The sequence below is a fragment of the Scytonema sp. PCC 10023 genome, from assembly GCF_963920835.1.
GTDB lineage: Bacteria > Cyanobacteriota > Cyanobacteriia > Cyanobacteriales > Nostocaceae > Kalymmatonema.
The window spans coordinates 88,090-106,343 of sequence record NZ_CAWUDP010000006.1 but is presented as its reverse complement, the minus strand read 5'-3'; the positions used below and the strand labels follow the sequence as shown (position 1 = coordinate 106,343).

The following is an 18,254-nucleotide window of genomic DNA, read 5'->3' as shown; positions in this document are numbered from 1 at the left end:
GCGTCTACGGAAAGTTTTATAGTCAGTATGCCCAATCTAACACAGGGTTTTAATGTACAGACTGAGCATTATTTTTTTATTTCATTAAAAGCCTTTGTCGTCCGGCGATATCGGAACCGTCGGTACAAAACTTGTCGAAAATTTTATGGATCTACCCAACGCCCATCAGCCTTAATTAAATTAATCAACTCTTCTACTCCTTTTTCTTCTGAAACTTTTTTAATTTCTTCTCTCCCACGGTAGAGAGAAATATATCCAGGAGTTTTTCCAACGTAACCATAATCGGCATCAGCCATTTCTCCTGGTCCATTGACAATACAACCCATAACTGCTATGTCAAGCCCTGTCAGATGTTTCGTAGCTTCGCGGACTTTGTGCAGGACTTCTTCTAAGTTAAACAATGTACGTCCGCAGGAAGGACACGCGACGTACTCCACCATTGTTTTCCGCAATCCCAAAGCTTGCAAGATACTGTAGCATACGGGAATTTCTTTCTCTGGTGGTTCCGTCAGGGACACGCGAATTGTATCGCCAATTCCATCAGCTAAGAGAGTCGCAATACCCGCAGTGGATTTAATCCGTCCGTACTCCCCATCACCTGCTTCTGTGACACCTAAGTGTAGGGGATAATCCATACCCAGTTCATCCATCCGCTTTGCTATGAGGCGATAAGCGGCTACCATCACCGGAACCCGTGAGGCTTTCATGGAGATGACGATATTACGGAAGTCCAAAGATTCACAGATGCGAATGAATTCCAGGGCAGATTCTACCATTCCTTCTGGAGTGTCCCCGTAGGTAAACAGCATCCTTTCGGCAAGGGAGCCGTGATTAACGCCGATTCGCATAGCTTTCCCTTGATCACGCAAGGAAATCACTAAGGGAGCTAAAGTTTCGCGGATTTTTTCTCCTATTTCGTCAAATTCCGCTTTGGTGTATTCGCTTCTCCCAGAATTTGGCTTTTCAAACACATACAACCCTGGATTAATCCTCACTTTCTCTATGTGTTTGGCGACTTCCAAAGCAATTTTCATGCCATTGTGATGCACATCGGCAACAATAGGCACGTCCTTGTAGGTTTTGATTAATTTTTGTTTAATCTCTGCCAACGCTTTAGCATGAGCCATACTGGGTACAGTAACGCGGACGATTTCGCAGCCAATTTCATGAAGACGACGAATCGCTGCAACGGAACCATCAATGTCCAAGGTGTCTTCGTTAATCATTGACTGCACCACCACAGGGTATCCACCCCCAATGGTGACATCGCCAATTTTGACTGGACGGGTTTTGCGCCGTTTGATAGTTGTGTCAAAGGTGGGTTGACTAAATGCGGTATTAGAAGTTGTAAGCGTAGGCAGGGTTTGCATAACCTATTAGGTAATTTTTTGTAGCGAAGATATCAACTTTGAAAACATTCTGTTTCCCAGATTGCCACAGGTGGGGCAAATTTGAGTGATAAATTTTGAGAAAAAATTGGAGCAAGAAAGGGAAAGGGAGAGATGAGGGGAGTGGGAGCCCAGGAGTGGGGAAAAAACTAAAAATTACTTATGGATAATCTAAAATCCTGGCAATAAGCAATAAATACTATTAGCAGACGCAATATTTTTATGAGCCAATTATTAGTTCCTGTAATTCATTCTATTCCTGATGGTGAGGCATTAATTAAAACTGTACTTACCCACTACCTTATCAGCAATATCCGTAGCTTTAAACTATACAGGCGGGGTCTCAACGATACGTATTTTGTGGAAACTAAGCAAGACAGATATATTCTGCGAGTTTATCGGCGTGGGTGGAGAAATAAGCAAGAAATTGATTTTGAACTAGAACTGTTAGCATTTCTACAGAAGCAAAAACAGCCAGTTGCATACCCCATTGCAAGAAAAGATGGCGTTTTTACAACCGAAATTGCCGCACCAGAAGGAAAGCGCTATGCGGCAGTATTTTCATATGCACCAGGACGTGCAGTCAATGAAAAGCTTGATGGTATACAAAGCTATCGTTTAGGAGAAGCACTGGCAAAAATTCACCAGACACTAGACGAGTTCAAAAGTAGTTTTACTCGCCCTGCTTTGAATAGCTATTACTTGCTAGATTTGTCAATACAAGCAATTACAGCTGTGTACCAAGACCGAGAAAGTGATATTAACTATCTGCAAAAACAGGTAGACCAAATAAAAAGGCAGTTAGAAGCATTAAAATTGCCTTTGTCAGCACCAGCTTATGGAATTTGTGTTGGCGATGTTCATTCAGGAAACGCTCATTTCACGGAACAGAATGAACCCACTTTATTCGACTTTGACCAGTGCGGTTACGGCTGGCGTGCTTTTGACATTGCGAAATTTTTGCACGCAGCAACCAGAATGAAAATAGATGTCACAGTTAGAAATAGTTTTCTCGAAGGATATCAGTCAATTCGTAAACTGAGTGAAACTGAGCTTGCTGCAATTCCTGTTTTTATCAAAGCTGCCCATATTTGGGTAATGGGCATTAGTGCAAGTCTGGTGAAAGATGTTTTGGCTTATGGCTGGTTCACTGATGAGTGGATTAATGAGCGTTTGGCGATGTTAAAAACTTTGGATTTGTGAAAATCCATTGCTTAGATTCCCGACTTCTTCAAGAAGTCGGGAATCTTGTATTAGTGCTAGTAACTAAAGTCAGTTGAAAGGGACTTAAAAACATAATATTTAGTCGGTTCTTCTCGTTTCCATGCTCAGTGGAGAAACGAGTAAAAGCTAGCTAAAATGATGGAAAGAATGCTAAGAGAGGCGGTACTGTGCTTAAAATTACCATCGAACTACCGGAAGAACTTTCTGAGCAACTGGCTAGTGTAGGCGATCGCCTTCCCGAACTCCTAGCCCTCAGTTTGCAACAACCACCACTACCAGCCCATATCTACCACATTCTGAATTTTATTGCCAGTAACCCCACACCTGAAGAAATCGCTGCCTTTCGTCCCACACTTGAAATGCAAGAGCGTTTGCGGACTCTTATAGAACGGAGCAAAAATGCGGAAGTCACAGAGCAAGAGCGTATAGAACTTGACGAGTATGAGAGGATTGAGCATTTGGTAATTATGCTTAAAGCTGGCAATCTGAAAAATCTTACCAGCATATCATGACCTATATCACTCCTGCGCTCCGACGACAAGTTGAACAACGAGCTAATGACAGGTGTGAATATTGTTTACTTCCAGCAGACGTTACCTTTTTCCCAGATGAAGTTGACCATGTGATTGCGGTAAAACATGGTGGTGCTACCAATTCTGATAATCTAGCTTTCGCCTGTTGGCGCTGTAATCGTTACAAAGGTACAGATCTTGGTTCATTTGCTCCACAAACAAGAGCCTTCAGTTTTCTCTTTAACCCACATACACAAAAATGGGATAAACATTTCTTAATAGAGGATTGCAGGATTACGGGGTTAACACCAGAGGGACGCACAACTGTGAGATTGCTGCAGTTAAATAACGATGAACGAATAGCAGAAAGACAGCGATTGTTGGGATGAGAAAATTTCTTCCTAGAAGCTGTATAGCCAGAGGTTGCGATTTAACTATGAATACTCAAACAGTAACCCAACTACCAATTCCTCCTCACTTCAACCCCCAAAAAGTTGGCGAAGTGTGGCGCGTACCTTATCAACAACGTGCTGAAGAAGCAAGAGAATGGGCAAAAAAATATGACATCAAACCAGCATCCGAAGACAAAACTCGCATTTGCCTACTTTTAATTGATGTGCAAAACACCTTTTGCATTCCCGAATTTGAATTATTTGTAGGTGGAAAATCTGGTTCAGGTGCAGTAGATGATAATGTCCGGTTGTGTGAGTTTATCTATCGCTATTTAGGAGTCATTACTAATATTATTCCTACGATGGATACTCATACAGCCATGCAAATTTTTCATCCCATTTTTTGGGTAAACCAGGCGGGTGAACACCCTACCCCATCTGCTACTAGCATCACACCAGAAGATATTGAAAAAGGAGTTTGGAAAGTTAACCCAGGAGTTGCTCATAGTCTTGACTACGATTACGAATTACTAGAAAAACACGCCTATCACTACGTTAAGCAGCTGAGTCAACATGGAAAATATCCGCTAACAGTTTGGTCTTATCATTCTATGTTGGGTGGTATCGGTCATGCTTTGGTTTCTGCTGTGGAAGAAGCAGTATTTTTCCATTGCATTGCTCGTCATAGTCAAACGCAATTTGAAATCAAAGGGAATAACCCTTTAACAGAAAATTATTCTGTTTTGCGTCCAGAAGTTTTGGAAAGTTTTGATAAACGTCCGTTTGCACAAAAGAACACACACTTGATTCAACAATTATTAGAATTTGATGCTGTGATTGTTGCAGGTCAAGCCAAAAGTCACTGTGTTGCTTGGACAATTGACGACTTATTAAGGGAAATCCAGCAAGTAGACCCGAATTTAGCGAAAAAAGTTTACCTGCTGGAAGATTGCACTTCCCCTGTTGTTGTTCCCGGTGTGGTGGATTATACGGGAGCAGCAGATGCAGCTTTTGAGCGATTTGCAGCAGCAGGGATGCATTTGGTTAAATCTACGGAATCGTTTTTGAGTTGAGGGAGGGAGTGAGGGAGGGAGTGAGGGAGGGAGTGAGGGAGGGAGTGAGGGAGGGAGTGAGGGGGATGAGGATATAATCTCTGGTTTAGTGTACCTCCTCGGTACTTTCTCAGCGCTGGAGATACCCTTTAGGATCTTGAGCAGTCCAACCTAAGGATGAGCTAGAACGCACTTCAAAATGGAGGTGGGATTGGCTGATGGTTGGTGTACCAGTTGTACCTACGGTTCCGACTAGGTCTCCTTTTTTCACTTGTTGACCGACGGAGACGTTGATACTGTCAAGATGGGCGTAGCGGCTTTGCAATCCGCCACTGTGATTAATGATGACCAATTTACCATAAGTTCCTTGCTCGTTGGCAAAGGCAACCGTACCTTCACCGATCGCTTGCACTGGCGTCCCTTTTGCTGCTAACAAATCCATACCACTATGAAAAAAAACTTCTCCATTGCTAGGATTAGTTTGCCAGCCATAACCTACAGCCACAGTTGCGACTTCCGCTAAGGGATACCCAGCTAATTTACTGAGAGTGGAAGTAGAGGAGTTACCAGGGAACTGAGGTGTGGGAGATTCAGTCATAGGACGACTGGGTGAGCGATTTACCTGGGGAACAAAAACGACTCTGGGATTTTTCTGACACCCATTCACGTCAAACAATACATCTGGACGAATTTTATATTTTGCTGCTATTTGTCGCCAGTTTTGACCAGGCGATACCTCAACAACAATTCCGTTATATGGAGGGATTTGAATTTCGCTACCAACGGCAATTTTACGGTTTTGTAAAGCCGAATTCATGGCGATAATAGTAGCTGGTGTGAGATTGTAGCGTTGCGCTATACTCTCCACAGTTTCTCCTGGTGCAACTGTGTGTCGCTGGAAGCGTTCAAGGGCTGAGGTCTGGCAACCAGTTACAGAAGTTTGTGCCACTGCAGAGTATGGGTTTGTGTATACTAGCCCAAGGGTGCTGGTGACTATGCTACAGAGAAAAAGTAAACGATAGCAAAAAGTCATGTATATAAAGGAGGCACTCAATTATTCTAGATTTTAGATGGCAACAGCAGGTTATGAGAGGTGGTTAGTGGTGCTTTTTGACAACTAACAACTCACAATTAGCAACTAAACAACTGACTGATGAGCAATTCATATGTCAGGTTTGGACTTGCTTGACTAAACTTATAAATTAGGCATCTGCATTGCTGACCTTGAGCGTCATGATTGTCAACAACCCAGGTCTAAAGACACTGGGCTTCTAGCCTAAGTTTTAGACAGTAGTTGACCAGGCTCAGTATCTTCGGATACTACGTTAACGGCAAGTGTTAAAGTTCCTACCTTGGGATGCGTTCGCGCAGCGTGCCGTTAGGCATAGCTAGTTCCAAGCTCTAGAAATCTAGGATTAAACAGATTTATTGGGTTAAGTCAGTGTCCTAAATATAGTTACCGACCGTTAACATTGTCGAAGCTAACTTTACTCCCTTTTGGGAAGGCACATCGAGTGCAAAACCATTATGCGTACAGGGTGAAAGGTATCAGTTCGTAATTGCCCGAACGAAAGTAGATTGCAAAACTACACGGTATTGAGTAACCCCAAGGCGGTAATGGAGCAAGGTGACTAAAGTCACTCGTGTCGTTTTCCTCTCAGGTCTAAAGACGCGCTCGTTTCCCACATCCCGCGAAGTTTTATGAAATTATCATTAAAGCAACTGATTATTTATCTATCCATATTGACTATTGGCGGCGGTGCAGGCTTGTTGGGTAGTCGCTATCTCCCGCCACAAAATCGCTTGTTTCGCGAGTTAAGAACTGTAACAGTGTCTTCGCCCCCAGAAGTTGCACCTGCAAATCCTGTTGGTGGACAAGTTGCAGCTCCTAGTGCCGATAATATGAATTTTATTGCCACTGCTGTTCAAAGAACTGGACCGGCTGTCGTGCGAATTAATGCAACCCGCAAAGTGGCTAATCCTATTTCTGATGCATTGAAAAATCCGCTTTTACGGCGATTTTTTGGAGAGGAAGAGCAGCCATTCCCCAAAGAACGGATAGAGCGTGGAACAGGGTCTGGATTTATTTTGAGTGAAAATGGACAAATATTAACAAACGCTCATGTTGTCGCGGATACAGATACAGTACAAGTGACCCTCAAAGATGGTCGGACTTTTGACGGTCGGGTCGTTGGAGTTGATTCAGTGACAGATGTAGCTGTTGTAAAAATTTCAGATTATGATCTGCCAACAGTGAAACTAGGCACTTCACAAAACTTAATACCAGGTCAATGGGCGATCGCTATTGGCAATCCCCTCGGTTTAGATAATACTGTGACAATCGGCATTATCAGCGCGACAGACCGTACCAGCGCTCAAGTTGGTGTTCCAGATAAGCGAGTCAGCTTTATCCAAACCGACGCGGCTATTAATCCGGGTAACTCAGGCGGACCTTTATTAAACGCCCAAGGCGAGGTTATTGGAATTAACACTGCTATCCGCGCCGATGCTCAAGGGCTGGGTTTTGCCATCCCCATTGAAACAGCAGCCCGCATTGCTAATGAGCTTTTTACCAAAGGGCGTGTACGACACCCGTTTTTAGGGGTTGAAATGTCCGACTTATCTTCTAGCAAGAAACAGCAGATTAATCAAGACAAGAATCTCAACATTAAACAGGATGTTGGGATAGCCATTACAGGAGTCCTGGAAAATTCTCCAGCACAACGAGCAGGACTCCTTGCTGGCGACTTGATTCAAAAAGTTAACGGTAAGCAAGTAAAAACATCTGCTCAAGTACAGAAGCAGGTGGAGTCTAGCACCGTAGGTGACATATTGGAAATCGAAGTCAACCGCAACGGGAAAATTCAAACATTTAAAGTACAATCAGGGGCTTATCCCCAGAAGTAGTGATTAGTCCTTTGTCGTTTGTTCTTTGTCCTTTGTAACTAATGACTCATGACAAATGACTAATAACTGTTAACTAATGATTGTTACTCAAATGATCTAACTGCATCCGTTGTTCCATTTGGCGGAGAAAATAACCTGTCATCATAGCCGAGGCTAAAAGACCAGCGAGATTGTCTCGGTCTGTGGTAATTTGCACATTAAAACTTTCTGAAGGTAACATCCCGACAAGTCCTTGGACGTTTTGCGAAATGATTTGTTTAATTTCGGGGCTGACAGACTGGGCGACGCGGGCTAGGACTTCAGGTGGCTGGTGCTGTAGATACTTGAGTAACTGATTAGGAAGTTCCTCAAAGCTATCATTCAGGATCTGATTGGGGTGTTCCTCAGGGTAGTCATTCAAAAAATTAGGATCAAACACCATTGGCTGTTTTTTTAGCTGAGTTGCTTATTCTACTCTAAACCATAGTAGAAGGGTGAGACATATCACTACCTCTTTCTGGAGTACTAGCATTCCAACAAGAGCAGCAGTACTTAATCTGGTTGTGGTTGTGCTGTGAGTTCCAGCTCTAGCTGTTTTTGCTCTTGGCTATTGGATAATAATTGGGGAAGTTGCTCAATTTGGAAATATTGCTGAAATTTAGGGGTGACTTGTAACGAATACGAGCGAGACTCACTATCTCGGCGTTTTTTGACAAAACCGAGTTCGACGAGTTCGGAAACGTGTTGATACGCACCAGAACCCCGCAAGTTGATCAAGTCGCTTTGCAGTATTGGACTATTTAGGGCAATGGCTGCCAAGGTTCGTAATGCTCCCAGACCCAATTCTACTGGAATCAGAGTTTGTACCAAGTCATGAAAGTCTGACCTAAGTTGCAAACTATAACCATCGGAGGTTTCTACGACTTCTAAGGCGCTATCACGGCGGGCATACTCATCAATCAGTTCGATGATGCCTTCCTGAACTGTGGTGCGATCGCAAAGCGCATACTCGGCAATTTCACTTATGGACAGGGGTTTACCCTTCAAATACAGAATTGCTTCTATCTTCGTCGATGCATTCATCACGGCATTATTCATCAGTCATCAGTCATTAGTTATTGGTCATTAGTCACTTGTATAAATAAAAAATGACAAATGAAGGAGAATTACAAGTGTTTGGCACAATAACATAATATCGGAAAAAAATCAAGGATTATGTTGAAAATACCAAAGGTGAGGCTTCGGGATCTTCAAAATTGTTATAACCCACCTCAGTGCTGATCCAGTCTAGTTTTTAGGATGAATTCAGCGATCGCCAAATCTTGTGGAGTGGTCAACTTCAGATTCGTCTCTTCTCCCTCAACAATTCGCACACTATAGCCGCATTTTTCAAACAAAGCAGCATCGTCAGTCACTTCCCAGCCTTGACGGACACCTTCGGCGTGGCACTTTTTCAATAATTTAACATCAAAACCTTGAGGAGTTTGTGCCGCCCACAATTGCCGTCGGTCAGGCGTGCTTTGAATTATGCCATTTTCATCTACGACTTTGATAGTATCCTTAACTGGTACGGCGGCAATTAAACCAGGACAATGTCGAATAGCTTCAGCACAAGAGTTGAATAAATTTGGTGTGGCGAGGCATCTGGCTCCATCGTGAATTAACACTTGCTCTGCGGAGCCGCTTAGCGCCTGCAATCCATTGTAAACCGATTCTTGACGGCTAGAACCCCCTTGAATCAGTTCCACTGGCTTAGTTAGCTTTAGAGAGGCAAGAATGGTTTTGAAATCTTCCCAGTCATAAGGTTGGGAGATAATGCCTATCCAACTGATTTGACTTGCTGCTTCAGCGGCAAGAAGAGTCCAAGCGATAATAGGCTGGGAGCCTACCACAAGCAGGAGTTTATTGCGGTGACTTCCCATTCTTCTGCCTGTTCCAGCAGCTGGAATTAATAAATGCACAGAATTCCTCAAGTTTGATAGATATTAGGGACTGGGGACTGGAGACTGGGGACTGGGGACTGGGGACTGGGGACTGGGGACTGGGGACTGGGAAAGAGACTAATCCGCGTGAAGATTCTTCCCTAATCCCTAATCCCCAATCCCTAATCCTCAATCCCTAATCCTCAATCTCTAATTTCCAATCCCTATCTTCCCCTAAAATAATGAGCGAGTAAGCGTGAAGATATATTATGCGAATAGTAGCCCTTGTTCCTGGCGGAATTGGTGACCAAATTCTCTTCTTCCCGACCCTAGATGACCTGAAGCGCTATTACCCCAATGCTCAGGTGGATGTTGTTGTGGAACCCCGTTCAAAGGCTGCTTACCGGGTGAGTAAGTCAGTTAATGAAGTACTGGCGTTTGACTACAAAGACCGTAACAGTATGGCAGATTGGGGCAACTTGGTAGGCTCGATACGCGATCGCGAGTACGATATTGCCATTGCTCTAGGGCAAAATGCTTTAGTAGGTCTTTTGCTCTGGTTAACCGGAATCCCCACACGAATTGGCTATAGGAGCAAAGGAGCTGTTTTTCTCACCAATCCAGTTCCTCTGAGAACAAATCAGTATGCTGCTAGTATGTACCATGACTTGCTGCAAGGGTTGGGTATTAACTCTCCTTGTCCAGAGTTAGCAATCAATGTGCCAAAAGCAGATATTGACTGTGCTATTCAGGAACAACAACGGTTGGGGATAAAGGAAACTGGTTACATTTTGATTCACGGTGGTTCTAGCAAGCTAGCCCAGACGAAAGGTCTAGATAAAATTTATCCTGTCAGGAATTGGCAGCAAATTATTCAAGACATCCAGCAAAAGCAGCCGGAAATGCCTGTGGTGGTTATCCAAGGACCAGAAGATGAACAGTTTGTGCGTAGTCTCAAACAGTCCACACCCAATATCAAAGTGAGTTCTCCTGATGATATTGGCAAGTTGGCGGCGATGATTGCTGGGGCAAATTTAATGCTGTGTACCGACAGCGCCCCTATGCACTTGAGTGTGGCGGTACAGACTTATACCATTGCCTTATTTGGTCCAACAGACCCAGCAAAGTTATTGCCTAGAAGCGATAAATTCCTTGCCATTAAATCCCCCACGGGTAAGATGGCAGATATCGCGCCTAACACTGTGTTGGAGAAAATTTGGGGTGGCTAAACCTGCTGTATTCCTTGACCGCGATGGCGTGTTAAATGTTGAGGCTGGCTACATTCGCGACCTAGAAGATTTACATTTAATTCCCGGTGTTGCACTTTCCGTGCGCCAGCTCAATGACCAAGGTATTTTTTGCTGTCTTGTTTCCAATCAATCTGGACCAGCTAGAGGTTATTATCCAGACACTCACGTACAAGCGTTACATGATCGGCTTTGTCGATTGTTGGCACAAGAAGCTGAGGCAAAATTAGACGCTTTGTATTATTGTCCCTACCTCAGTCCACCAGAAGGCGGCAAAGACCCAGCATACACTCGCTGGTCTACTTGGCGCAAACCAAACACAGGAATGTTGGTCGCGGCGGCTTGGGAACACGATTTGGATCTCAGTCACAGTTTTATGGTGGGAGATAAAGCGACTGATGTTGATATGGCACACAATGCTGGTTGTGTGGGAATTTTGGTGCAAACAGGGTTTGGCGATCGCGTTTTGGCTGGTGATTACCAGCACCATACAAAACCCGATTACATTGCCAAAGATTTGGCTGTAGCTGTTGAATGGATTTTGCAGCAGCTACAGATTTAACACTCCTTGCGGGAAGTCCCCAGGTTTCGTTCCTCCACCTGGGGATGAAAGCTTTTGTCAGGGTCTTGATTGCAAAACTGCCGACGTGGGAAAATATAAATAGCGAGGCATAATCAGTAACAGACCCGCTTGCTACCAGGGATGATAACCTCCTTCTTTGTAAGAGCTACTTTTCTACCCCTAAACGATACAGTTGGTGGCAGTATCCACCAGAGATAACCCGTAAGGCAGGACTACGACGAAAAAATAAGTCCCCTGTCAACGAAATAACAAGATAATATTTTTTGTTATCGGCGTAAGGAACTTGCGTCGTTAGACGCGGATGGTGAAACCTCTGCGTATTAGAACCTCCGGACTCCAAGGGTAAGTTTGCCAGAAGAGGCGTTAGAAACCTCGTACGAAGCGTAGCTCCGTGCGAGTGTTGTTCATAAAAAATACAACAAATCAAGCGCTATTGAGCTTCACCTCAGTACCACTTGTAGCAAAACTTTTGCGATCGCCTCTTGGGGCGATCGCTATTTAAAATCTGAATCAGGCAATCCTAAATTATTCCTGAACAACAAAATTCCCGACTACTTGAAAAAGTCAGGAATTTGAGCGAATTGATTCTCACAAGTCTTGACTTTTAGCTTTCTTTACCAGTTCTGTATACAAATTAAATATCTAAAAATATGTAACAGGTGAGGAATTTAGAAAAAAGATTTTTTGCTAAAGGCTAATATAAATCAAACTTTTATGTAAAAATTTGTAAATAACGAATAACTATGTGTAACCTAGTACACATTAGTTGTGTCCTATCATAATTAGGTATAGGTTGGAAGTTAAGCTTGGGCGAAACTTCAAGCCTAATTTTTGAAGGTCACACTGAGTTATTGAATAGAAAACCTGACAATGGCTCTTGAAAATTAAAGAAACAGGGAGTTTAAAGCTTTGTTACGAAACTGATCAGCTGCAACTAAAAATTTACGTTAGAACAAAGATTAGTGACCTCAGTGCAGCAGGCTGAGGATTCTCGGCTACATGGCATCTGCTTGTTGCCATTATTATTAGGTGTGAATAGCTTACAGCTGGATATAGCACGCCATGTTATGTGTTCCTTCACTTCCCTCTTGCTGTCAGGTTGGTGCATCGAAAAAAGAATGTGAAGAAAGATTATAAGGAAAAACAAATGGCGATTCGATTACATAGCTTTGTGAGCAGTGGAAAACGTTACATCCAAGTAGAGAGCCAACCTCACCACATTACTGGCATTTTTAGAACGCTCATGCGCTTTTCAAAAAATATGCATCACTGTACGTTAACAGATGCAGAAAGTGCATATTTTCGCTGTGAAGAAGATGGAACAATGACCTTCTACCAAGCTGGAAGTTCCGATGTTGGTGATTCAGAAGGAATTTGGACGTATCTTGTCTATGAATGTCCAGAAGGTGAGGAAAAAGTTTTCCCTGACTCATCTATTGATACAAGTGCAAATTCTTTAAAGCAATTGTTTGCTGGTTACAAAATAGTTCAAGTCGCTGTAGATATAAAGGAGTATCTTAAATATCAATACGTCGAAGATGAATATCTGGATGTTCAACTACCTTATGATTGGAATACTCTAGAAGGAAGAAAAATCGCTAACCTTCTATTAGAAGAATTTCAGGCGTTGAAATCATCTCCTGTGTTTGCAGAACGTGCTGGTAGAGAATACATGAAAGCCGTTTTGAATGGCTTTATTAAAGCTGGACAAGAAGTCTTGGAAAATGGTGGCATCTTGAGAGACTTTGAATCGACTCAATACGATGTCCTAAAAAAGACCAAAATTGATGAGATGGCAAATTTGATTCTTGAATATAATGATTATCGTATTTGGAAAGCGGCATTACCAAGTAAATCGAAAGCAGTTGAATACGCTTTTAGTACAGCCTTAAAACTTATATGCCGTATTAAGTGAGAAGAAAACTGCGTGTACAAATTGCATAAGAGACCATTTATAAAGTAAATGTTAAGTAGGGTGCGTTAGGCACTAGCCGTAACGCACCGCTATATAACATGGTGCGCCCTTGCGCTTTGATTATGTTTTTGGTGACAAATCATATCGCTCATGCTGCGCCTAACACACCCTACAGTAATTTTATTTTTACTTTATAAATAACCTCTAATCACTCTTCATGGTCGTTGAGTGTTGAGTGTTAAGAGTTAACACTCAACACTCATAACAAGTTAATTCTAATTTCCATAGCATCTAATAAAATGCTTTATAAGACATTTTATTAAATGCTATACTTTCTCTTTGTTCTAGCCAATGAGGGCATCCGCCGCCTTTTGTTCACCAGTTACCTTTTCAAAACATCTCAAATAAGGCATCATCTAACTCATAGCCCAGAAGTTGCGCCATCGACTGGAGGCGAGATTTACTGGGAATGCCTTGCTGTTGTAACCAGTCGTTTAAAACAAACAGCTTGTGCATCAAAAAGATTTCTAAAGCTTCAGGATTATACTGAATACCTTCTCTGGTACTGAACTGGTGGGGTACAAGCATAGCTGCATAACGAGCGAATTCCCCAGCCTTCCAATCTAGTAGAAATGGCAACCAGGGATACCGAGTATCCAGCCGGATAAACCACATCCGCACTTCTGGGATTTCTGAAAGTTCCCGTGGATCGCCTGGTTCCAAGGAATAGTCAATATCAAAACGCAGCTGCTGCTCTTCGGATGCGATCGTCCCGTCTTGCAGCAGTTTTTCAATCTCTGTGACTATAGGGGACAGATCCAAGGAGTTAATGTGATCAGTATTAATTGCGATGGTGATTGTCATCGAGTCAAAAAATAGCCTCGACAATTCATACTACTCTTTTCCTGCATACAAATCACAAAATCAATCGGCACGTATGTTTGGAACTACAGTTAAGCACTCAAGGCTTGTGGAATGGGGAGTCATGGGGGGAATAACTCAAGGCTCTGAAGAAACACTGTTGAGGGAAGGAGTGAGAAAGAAAGGGAGGGAGTCAAAGAGGGAAGTGTTTCTTTCATTCGTAGCGGGGGGCGCGCCGCCAGTGCGCCGGCTCCTAACTAAAAGTAAATGAATCATAAATCGTGGCTCTTGACAAGACAAAAGCCTTCAGGTAGACGTTGGCAACGATTTTAAGCTAAAGTTGTAATGAGTTTGTTTTAGAAGAGAGTGTGAGCGAGCAGTTAAAAAGTATAACCATCCCCTTAAACCAACCTGTAATTTCCCGAAGCAAAAAAGCAAAAACACAGGCAAAGCGGAACGTGCAGGGTGCAAAACCTTTGAATATATAAAATAACAAACAAACATTCAAAAGGGAAAATTAGCCCCTAAGTTAAGAAACTTATAAAATATGCAAAAGCAAGAGATATCTACAAAACCAATTCGTTCACTGGAAGATGCTCTTGAGCAGTGTCAGGCATTAGGTATGCGCGTGAGTCGTCAGCGTCGCTTTATTCTGGAACTGCTTTGGGACGCAAGAGAGCATCTTTCCGCTAGAGAGATTTATGATCGCCTGAACCAGCAAGGCAAAGAGATCGGACATACTTCTGTTTATCAAAATTTAGAAGCGTTATCCAGTCAGGGCATCATTGAATGTATTGAACGCTGTGATGGACGTTTATACGGCAATATTAGTGATTCCCACAGTCATGTTAACTGTTTGGATACAAATCAAATCTTGGATGTTCACCTAGAATTACCAGAAGAATTTCTCCGCCAAGTTGAAGAACAAACAGGGGTGCGGATTACTGACTACAGTATTAACTTCTACGGTTACCGTAACTCACAAGAAAGCACATGATGCTTGTGATCAGTTGCGCTTCAGCGCAACTACCAACCTATCACCGATGACCAAATTCACTTATAGTTATCGTCTACAGCTGTTTGATCATCAACATCATCGTCGTACAAATCTTCTGGCATCATCGGTTTACCTTCTGCGCTTTCAATTAGCCCGTTGTAGGGTGCATTGTTAGACCAAGCTGCTGTGTGTTCTGTTGCCTCAGCAATGTTAAAATGAGACTGCTGGGACAGTAAATTTTTGATGGCTTGAAACTGCTCTAATGAGAATAAGGCACCATTCATCAGAGCAATTTCTCTGTCAGCCTCGCTTAGGATACCTTGAAATAAGCAAGCGTTGGTGAGATTAACAGAACTAAGATTCACCCCTGTGAGGTTGGCACTTGTGAGGTTGGCACCTGTGAGATTTGCACCTGTGAGATTTGCACCTGTGAGGTTAGCACCTGTGAGGTTAGCTTCCTGCAAATTGACTCCCGCTAAATTTGCCTCAATTAACTCAGCATTTGATAAATCTGTTTGCCCAAGATGGACTCCTGCGAATACCATAACTTGCGGCAAGTGAACCCCTGCTAAATTAAGGAAAGCGAGGGATTTTGAGCGTATACGGGTTGCAAAGGTATTTTTGCCCAAAACTGCTGTCTTACCAATAAGCATGAGCAGTGCTTCTGGATTGAATTCTTCTAAAGAAGCTGGATCACCACAAGGGGAAAATGGAATCTTTGCTTCTTGGTGGATAGCACATAGCAACAAGAAAAGATTCAGTCCCACAGATGCATTTACCTGCTCGATATTAACAGGGTTTTGCAGTGTCTGAAAATAAGTTAAAGCTTTGTGCGCTATACCCTCATCCAACCAACGACCTCGGCAATAGCTATACCAAAAAGGTAGCAGTCGATCGCACAGTATTTCAAAAGAAAAATCCCGCTTTGAAGAGCGTCGCAACCCTTCGATCACAAGTTCCTCTATTTCCTGAGTGAGGATACCGTAACCAAGTAGATTGTAGAGGTGTTGGGCAACACTACTGGAATCAACGACGAAGGTCAATTCACCGTAAGCATCCAGTTGGCGTTTAGTCAAGAGTTTTAATTCAGTGATCAAAGCTTCAGCACAAAGATACTCTCCTAACTTCGCATGAAAAAACTCAACGAGAGAATTTTGAATTTTGGAGCCACTCCCATGCGGAGGTTCCCGACCTTGAGCGGAGTGGCGTGATTTAGGATTTTGGATGTGAGATAAAAATTTCTCCCCTTCTTGCCATCTGTCTTTTTTGAAATAAAAAGCTGGCAGTGTATTTAATTCTCCACTCAACTTAATTTGAGAATGCCGTGAGTGTAGAATTTGCAGTGCCACTGCTTGCATTTTCTCAAGTAACTCTTGCGTGCGGTGAATATGAGCCACTCCCCACCGCATAAGCATTGTTTTGATGCTACCAGTTTGAGGATAGCCTAATAGCGATCGACTCAGGCGATGGTAAATTTCCCACAGCAAAGAGGCATTTCTAGTGTGCTGATTTCTAGCTGTAAACTGCAATATTTCCTCATCCAGCAGTTCATCACGGTGCAAAACACCTAACAAATAGAGCATAAAAGGTTGGCGGACAAGAGCGGAGATTTCCGGGAACTTGGATTTAGCGGAAAATACTCCTGCCTGTTTTAAGAATGTAAAGAAATTTTGAGATATGGGCAAAGATTGCACTTTTGCCCACTGCTGAAACCATTGTTTCAACTCTTCCTTATCCCACGGCGCGATCGCAATTCGTTTTAATTGCTGTGCAAGTTCTTGAGCGATATCTTGCAATGCTGTTGACCGAGTGGTCAGGAAAATTTTATGTTGGCTGAGAGATTGAAATCTCAGCAGTTGCTGAATAAAAATTGCTTGTATCCTTTTGCCGTGACGCGAAGGCGGTAGCTCATCGAGACCATCCAAAATCAACAAACACCTTGGATGCTCTAGCTCTAGCCACTCTAATAGACTGAGGTGAAAATTATTTGCTTGAAAACCAGAATCTAACGTTTCCTCTAAAGTATTGCCATATGTCACTTCACTCAGGCGAATCAAAACCGGCATCCAAGTTGGGTATAATTCCTGTGCTACTTTCGCCGCCCAAATTTGGCAGAAACTCGTTTTTCCATAACCAGGTTCTGAGCAAATCACGGCAATTGTTTCTAAATCAGATAGCTGTTGCTGCGCCCATGTCATTAAATCAAGCTGGGGAATTTTTTGCTTTTGCTGTGAATCATTTTCGTTTAGGGGCAAGCCTTTGAGAGGAACATAGATATCCTTGAGGGAAAAGAATTCTGTGAATAAAGGTTCTGAGTGACTCTGGAGCAAACTCGCTCGGTAGAGTTCCCGGTACAAGTCAATTTTGTTATCAGATGTCGAAGGGTTGGGAGTTAACCCTCCTACAACTTCTGGGGTGTGTAAAGGTAATCCTGCACTGGCTGGTAGTGAAGTCCCTATGCGGAAAAATTTTTGCAGTTGGGCGAACGCAAGCGCATTCTCGGCGATGACTACTAGTAAGTGCCCAGCAAGTGCGTTCATCAATCGCTGTATGATCAGCTTAGCTTCGTGTTCTTCGGCACCATTGGCAATCAACCAAGCCACAGCTGCGCTGTTCATTTGTTGCACAAGTAATGAATCTGCTACCTCACAAAGCGCTTGTTCAGCTTGTGTGTCAGTGAGTTTCCCTGGACGGAGAGTTTTGAGTAGCCCTTGCAGTTGAGCATCTTGCAGGGGACGTATGAAAGATGAGGGGGATGAGGAGGATGAGGAGGATGAGGGGGATGAGGGGGATGAGGGAGATGAGGGGGATGAGGGGGATGAGGAGGATGAGGGAGATGAGGGAGAAATTTCGCTCTCTACTCTCGTTCTTTGTGTGTCCCATACGATTGCTCGGTCTAGCCAAGGTCGCTGTAGGCTTTTTTCCTGGTTAAGAACTTGTTGTAGACCAAGAAGATAGGCAATTTGAAAGGCTAGCCATGTGCCTTCGTTGCGTTTCAAGGGTTTTTTCTTGCTCAGTGCACTCACTAAGCTTTGAGTGATGTGGGCTAATACACTGATTTCCTGGCAAACACTGCCTATGGGTAGTTCTAAAATTTCTGCTAAGGTACAAATATCAAAAAACATAAGGCTTTTGACTTCCATATCCTGAACAATACGGAATGCCAAGCCTGCTATCTCCGCTGGTGAAAACTCTCTTATTTGGGGTAGTTCAATGTGGTGTTCTGCTAAGGTGTGCCGAATACTCAAAGTCATTGAATCAAAGGGTAAATGCCT

At 43.1% G+C, this 18,254-nt stretch carries 16 protein-coding genes; 9 read left to right on the top strand and 7 right to left on the bottom strand.

The window, feature by feature from the left end; all coding sequences use genetic code 11:
• Positions 1-143 precede the first annotated feature (143 nt).
• Positions 144-1,370, bottom strand: coding sequence for a (E)-4-hydroxy-3-methylbut-2-enyl-diphosphate synthase (ispG, locus tag ACM0OZ_RS05855; protein WP_414581866.1), 1,227 nt, complete (start codon positions 1,368-1,370; stop codon positions 144-146).
• Positions 1,371-1,610: 240 nt separating this feature from the next.
• On the opposite strand from ispG, the gene ACM0OZ_RS05850 reads away from it, so the two are divergent.
• The 4 genes from ACM0OZ_RS05850 (at position 1,611) to ACM0OZ_RS05835 (ending at position 4,589) form a co-directional block, all read left to right on the top strand.
• Entirely contained in the window at positions 1,611-2,591 is a 981-nt protein-coding gene (locus tag ACM0OZ_RS05850; RefSeq protein WP_414581865.1) for a phosphotransferase enzyme family protein, read from the top strand.
• Positions 2,592-2,779: 188 nt separating this feature from the next.
• A complete protein-coding gene (locus ACM0OZ_RS05845; protein ID WP_414581864.1) occupies positions 2,780-3,124 on the top strand; it encodes a hypothetical protein in 345 nt (114 codons plus the stop codon).
• Complete coding sequence (locus tag ACM0OZ_RS05840) at positions 3,121-3,513, top strand: HNH endonuclease (RefSeq protein WP_414581863.1); 393 nt, start codon at positions 3,121-3,123, stop codon at positions 3,511-3,513. The genes ACM0OZ_RS05845 and ACM0OZ_RS05840 overlap by 4 nt, the downstream gene beginning before the upstream one ends.
• A 47-nt stretch (positions 3,514-3,560) precedes the next feature.
• Positions 3,561-4,589: an isochorismatase gene (locus ACM0OZ_RS05835; protein WP_414581862.1), complete on the top strand. Its 1,029-nt coding sequence runs from the start codon at positions 3,561-3,563 to the stop codon at positions 4,587-4,589.
• 109 nt (positions 4,590-4,698) lie between these two features.
• Here the strand turns inward: ACM0OZ_RS05835 and ACM0OZ_RS05830 are convergent, their stop codons facing one another.
• Positions 4,699-5,601, bottom strand: coding sequence for a LysM peptidoglycan-binding domain-containing M23 family metallopeptidase (locus ACM0OZ_RS05830; protein ID WP_414581861.1), 903 nt, complete (start codon positions 5,599-5,601; stop codon positions 4,699-4,701).
• 668 nt (positions 5,602-6,269) lie between these two features.
• On the opposite strand from ACM0OZ_RS05830, the gene ACM0OZ_RS05825 reads away from it, so the two are divergent.
• Positions 6,270-7,475, top strand: a complete 1,206-nt coding sequence (locus ACM0OZ_RS05825; protein WP_414581860.1) for an HhoA/HhoB/HtrA family serine endopeptidase — start codon at positions 6,270-6,272, stop codon at positions 7,473-7,475.
• Between the two features lie 73 nt (positions 7,476-7,548).
• Here ACM0OZ_RS05825 and ACM0OZ_RS05820 read toward each other — a convergent pair whose 3' ends face one another.
• The 3 genes from ACM0OZ_RS05820 to ispD form a co-directional block, all read right to left on the bottom strand.
• Entirely contained in the window at positions 7,549-7,896 is a 348-nt protein-coding gene (locus tag ACM0OZ_RS05820) for a DUF760 domain-containing protein (protein WP_414581859.1), read from the bottom strand.
• 110 nt (positions 7,897-8,006) lie between these two features.
• Positions 8,007-8,537, bottom strand: a complete 531-nt coding sequence (gene scpB, locus ACM0OZ_RS05815) for an SMC-Scp complex subunit ScpB (protein WP_073633509.1) — start codon at positions 8,535-8,537, stop codon at positions 8,007-8,009.
• A 188-nt stretch (positions 8,538-8,725) separates the two neighbouring features.
• Positions 8,726-9,415: a 2-C-methyl-D-erythritol 4-phosphate cytidylyltransferase gene (gene ispD / locus ACM0OZ_RS05810; protein WP_414581858.1), complete on the bottom strand. Its 690-nt coding sequence runs from the start codon at positions 9,413-9,415 to the stop codon at positions 8,726-8,728.
• Between the two features lie 230 nt (positions 9,416-9,645).
• Between ispD and ACM0OZ_RS05805 the strand changes: the two genes are divergently transcribed.
• The 3 genes from ACM0OZ_RS05805 (at position 9,646) to ACM0OZ_RS05795 (ending at position 13,121) form a co-directional block, all read left to right on the top strand.
• Complete coding sequence (locus ACM0OZ_RS05805) at positions 9,646-10,605, top strand: glycosyltransferase family 9 protein (protein ID WP_414581857.1); 960 nt, start codon at positions 9,646-9,648, stop codon at positions 10,603-10,605.
• Positions 10,598-11,185 (top strand): D-glycero-alpha-D-manno-heptose-1,7-bisphosphate 7-phosphatase, encoded by a 588-nt coding sequence (locus tag ACM0OZ_RS05800; protein WP_414581856.1) that lies wholly within the window; start codon positions 10,598-10,600, stop codon positions 11,183-11,185. The genes ACM0OZ_RS05805 and ACM0OZ_RS05800 overlap by 8 nt, the downstream gene beginning before the upstream one ends.
• A gap of 1,168 nt (positions 11,186-12,353) precedes the next feature.
• Positions 12,354-13,121: a hypothetical protein gene (locus ACM0OZ_RS05795; protein ID WP_096567215.1), complete on the top strand. Its 768-nt coding sequence runs from the start codon at positions 12,354-12,356 to the stop codon at positions 13,119-13,121.
• 390 nt (positions 13,122-13,511) lie between these two features.
• On the opposite strand, the gene ACM0OZ_RS05790 is transcribed toward ACM0OZ_RS05795, so the two are convergent.
• Positions 13,512-13,985 carry a CRR6 family NdhI maturation factor gene (locus ACM0OZ_RS05790; RefSeq protein ID WP_332987760.1) on the bottom strand — a complete coding sequence of 158 codons (474 nt, stop codon included), beginning with the start codon at positions 13,983-13,985 and terminating at the stop codon, positions 13,512-13,514.
• A gap of 544 nt (positions 13,986-14,529) precedes the next feature.
• On the opposite strand from ACM0OZ_RS05790, the gene ACM0OZ_RS05785 reads away from it, so the two are divergent.
• Positions 14,530-14,979 carry a Fur family transcriptional regulator gene (locus ACM0OZ_RS05785; protein ID WP_414581855.1) on the top strand — a complete coding sequence of 150 codons (450 nt, stop codon included), beginning with the start codon at positions 14,530-14,532 and terminating at the stop codon, positions 14,977-14,979.
• Positions 14,980-15,035: 56 nt separating this feature from the next.
• Here the strand turns inward: ACM0OZ_RS05785 and ACM0OZ_RS05780 are convergent, their stop codons facing one another.
• The gene (locus ACM0OZ_RS05780; RefSeq protein ID WP_414581854.1) at positions 15,036-18,233 is read right to left on the bottom strand and encodes a pentapeptide repeat-containing protein; all 3,198 of its coding nucleotides are present in this window, start codon (positions 18,231-18,233) and stop codon (positions 15,036-15,038) included.
• Positions 18,234-18,254: the final 21 nt, after the last annotated feature.

Excerpts from the sequence above, each read along its gene's own strand:
- ACM0OZ_RS05835 (WP_414581862.1), top strand. The coding sequence starts at position 3,561 with ATGAATACTCAAACAGTAACCCAACTACCAATTCCTCCTCACTTCAAC.
- ACM0OZ_RS05795 (WP_096567215.1), top strand. The coding sequence starts at position 12,354 with ATGGCGATTCGATTACATAGCTTTGTGAGCAGTGGAAAACGTTACATC.
- ACM0OZ_RS05780 (WP_414581854.1), bottom strand. The coding sequence starts at position 18,233 with ATGACTTTGAGTATTCGGCACACCTTAGCAGAACACCACATTGAACTA.
- ACM0OZ_RS05830 (WP_414581861.1), bottom strand. The coding sequence starts at position 5,601 with ATGACTTTTTGCTATCGTTTACTTTTTCTCTGTAGCATAGTCACCAGC.
- ACM0OZ_RS05790 (WP_332987760.1), bottom strand. The coding sequence starts at position 13,985 with ATGACAATCACCATCGCAATTAATACTGATCACATTAACTCCTTGGAT.
- ACM0OZ_RS05805 (WP_414581857.1), top strand. The coding sequence starts at position 9,646 with ATGCGAATAGTAGCCCTTGTTCCTGGCGGAATTGGTGACCAAATTCTC.
- scpB (WP_073633509.1), bottom strand. The coding sequence starts at position 8,537 with ATGAATGCATCGACGAAGATAGAAGCAATTCTGTATTTGAAGGGTAAA.
- ACM0OZ_RS05840 (WP_414581863.1), top strand. The coding sequence starts at position 3,121 with ATGACCTATATCACTCCTGCGCTCCGACGACAAGTTGAACAACGAGCT.
- ispG (WP_414581866.1), bottom strand. The coding sequence starts at position 1,370 with ATGCAAACCCTGCCTACGCTTACAACTTCTAATACCGCATTTAGTCAA.
- ACM0OZ_RS05825 (WP_414581860.1), top strand. The coding sequence starts at position 6,270 with ATGAAATTATCATTAAAGCAACTGATTATTTATCTATCCATATTGACT.
- ACM0OZ_RS05820 (WP_414581859.1), bottom strand. The coding sequence starts at position 7,896 with ATGGTGTTTGATCCTAATTTTTTGAATGACTACCCTGAGGAACACCCC.
- ACM0OZ_RS05785 (WP_414581855.1), top strand. The coding sequence starts at position 14,530 with ATGCAAAAGCAAGAGATATCTACAAAACCAATTCGTTCACTGGAAGAT.
- ACM0OZ_RS05850 (WP_414581865.1), top strand. The coding sequence starts at position 1,611 with ATGAGCCAATTATTAGTTCCTGTAATTCATTCTATTCCTGATGGTGAG.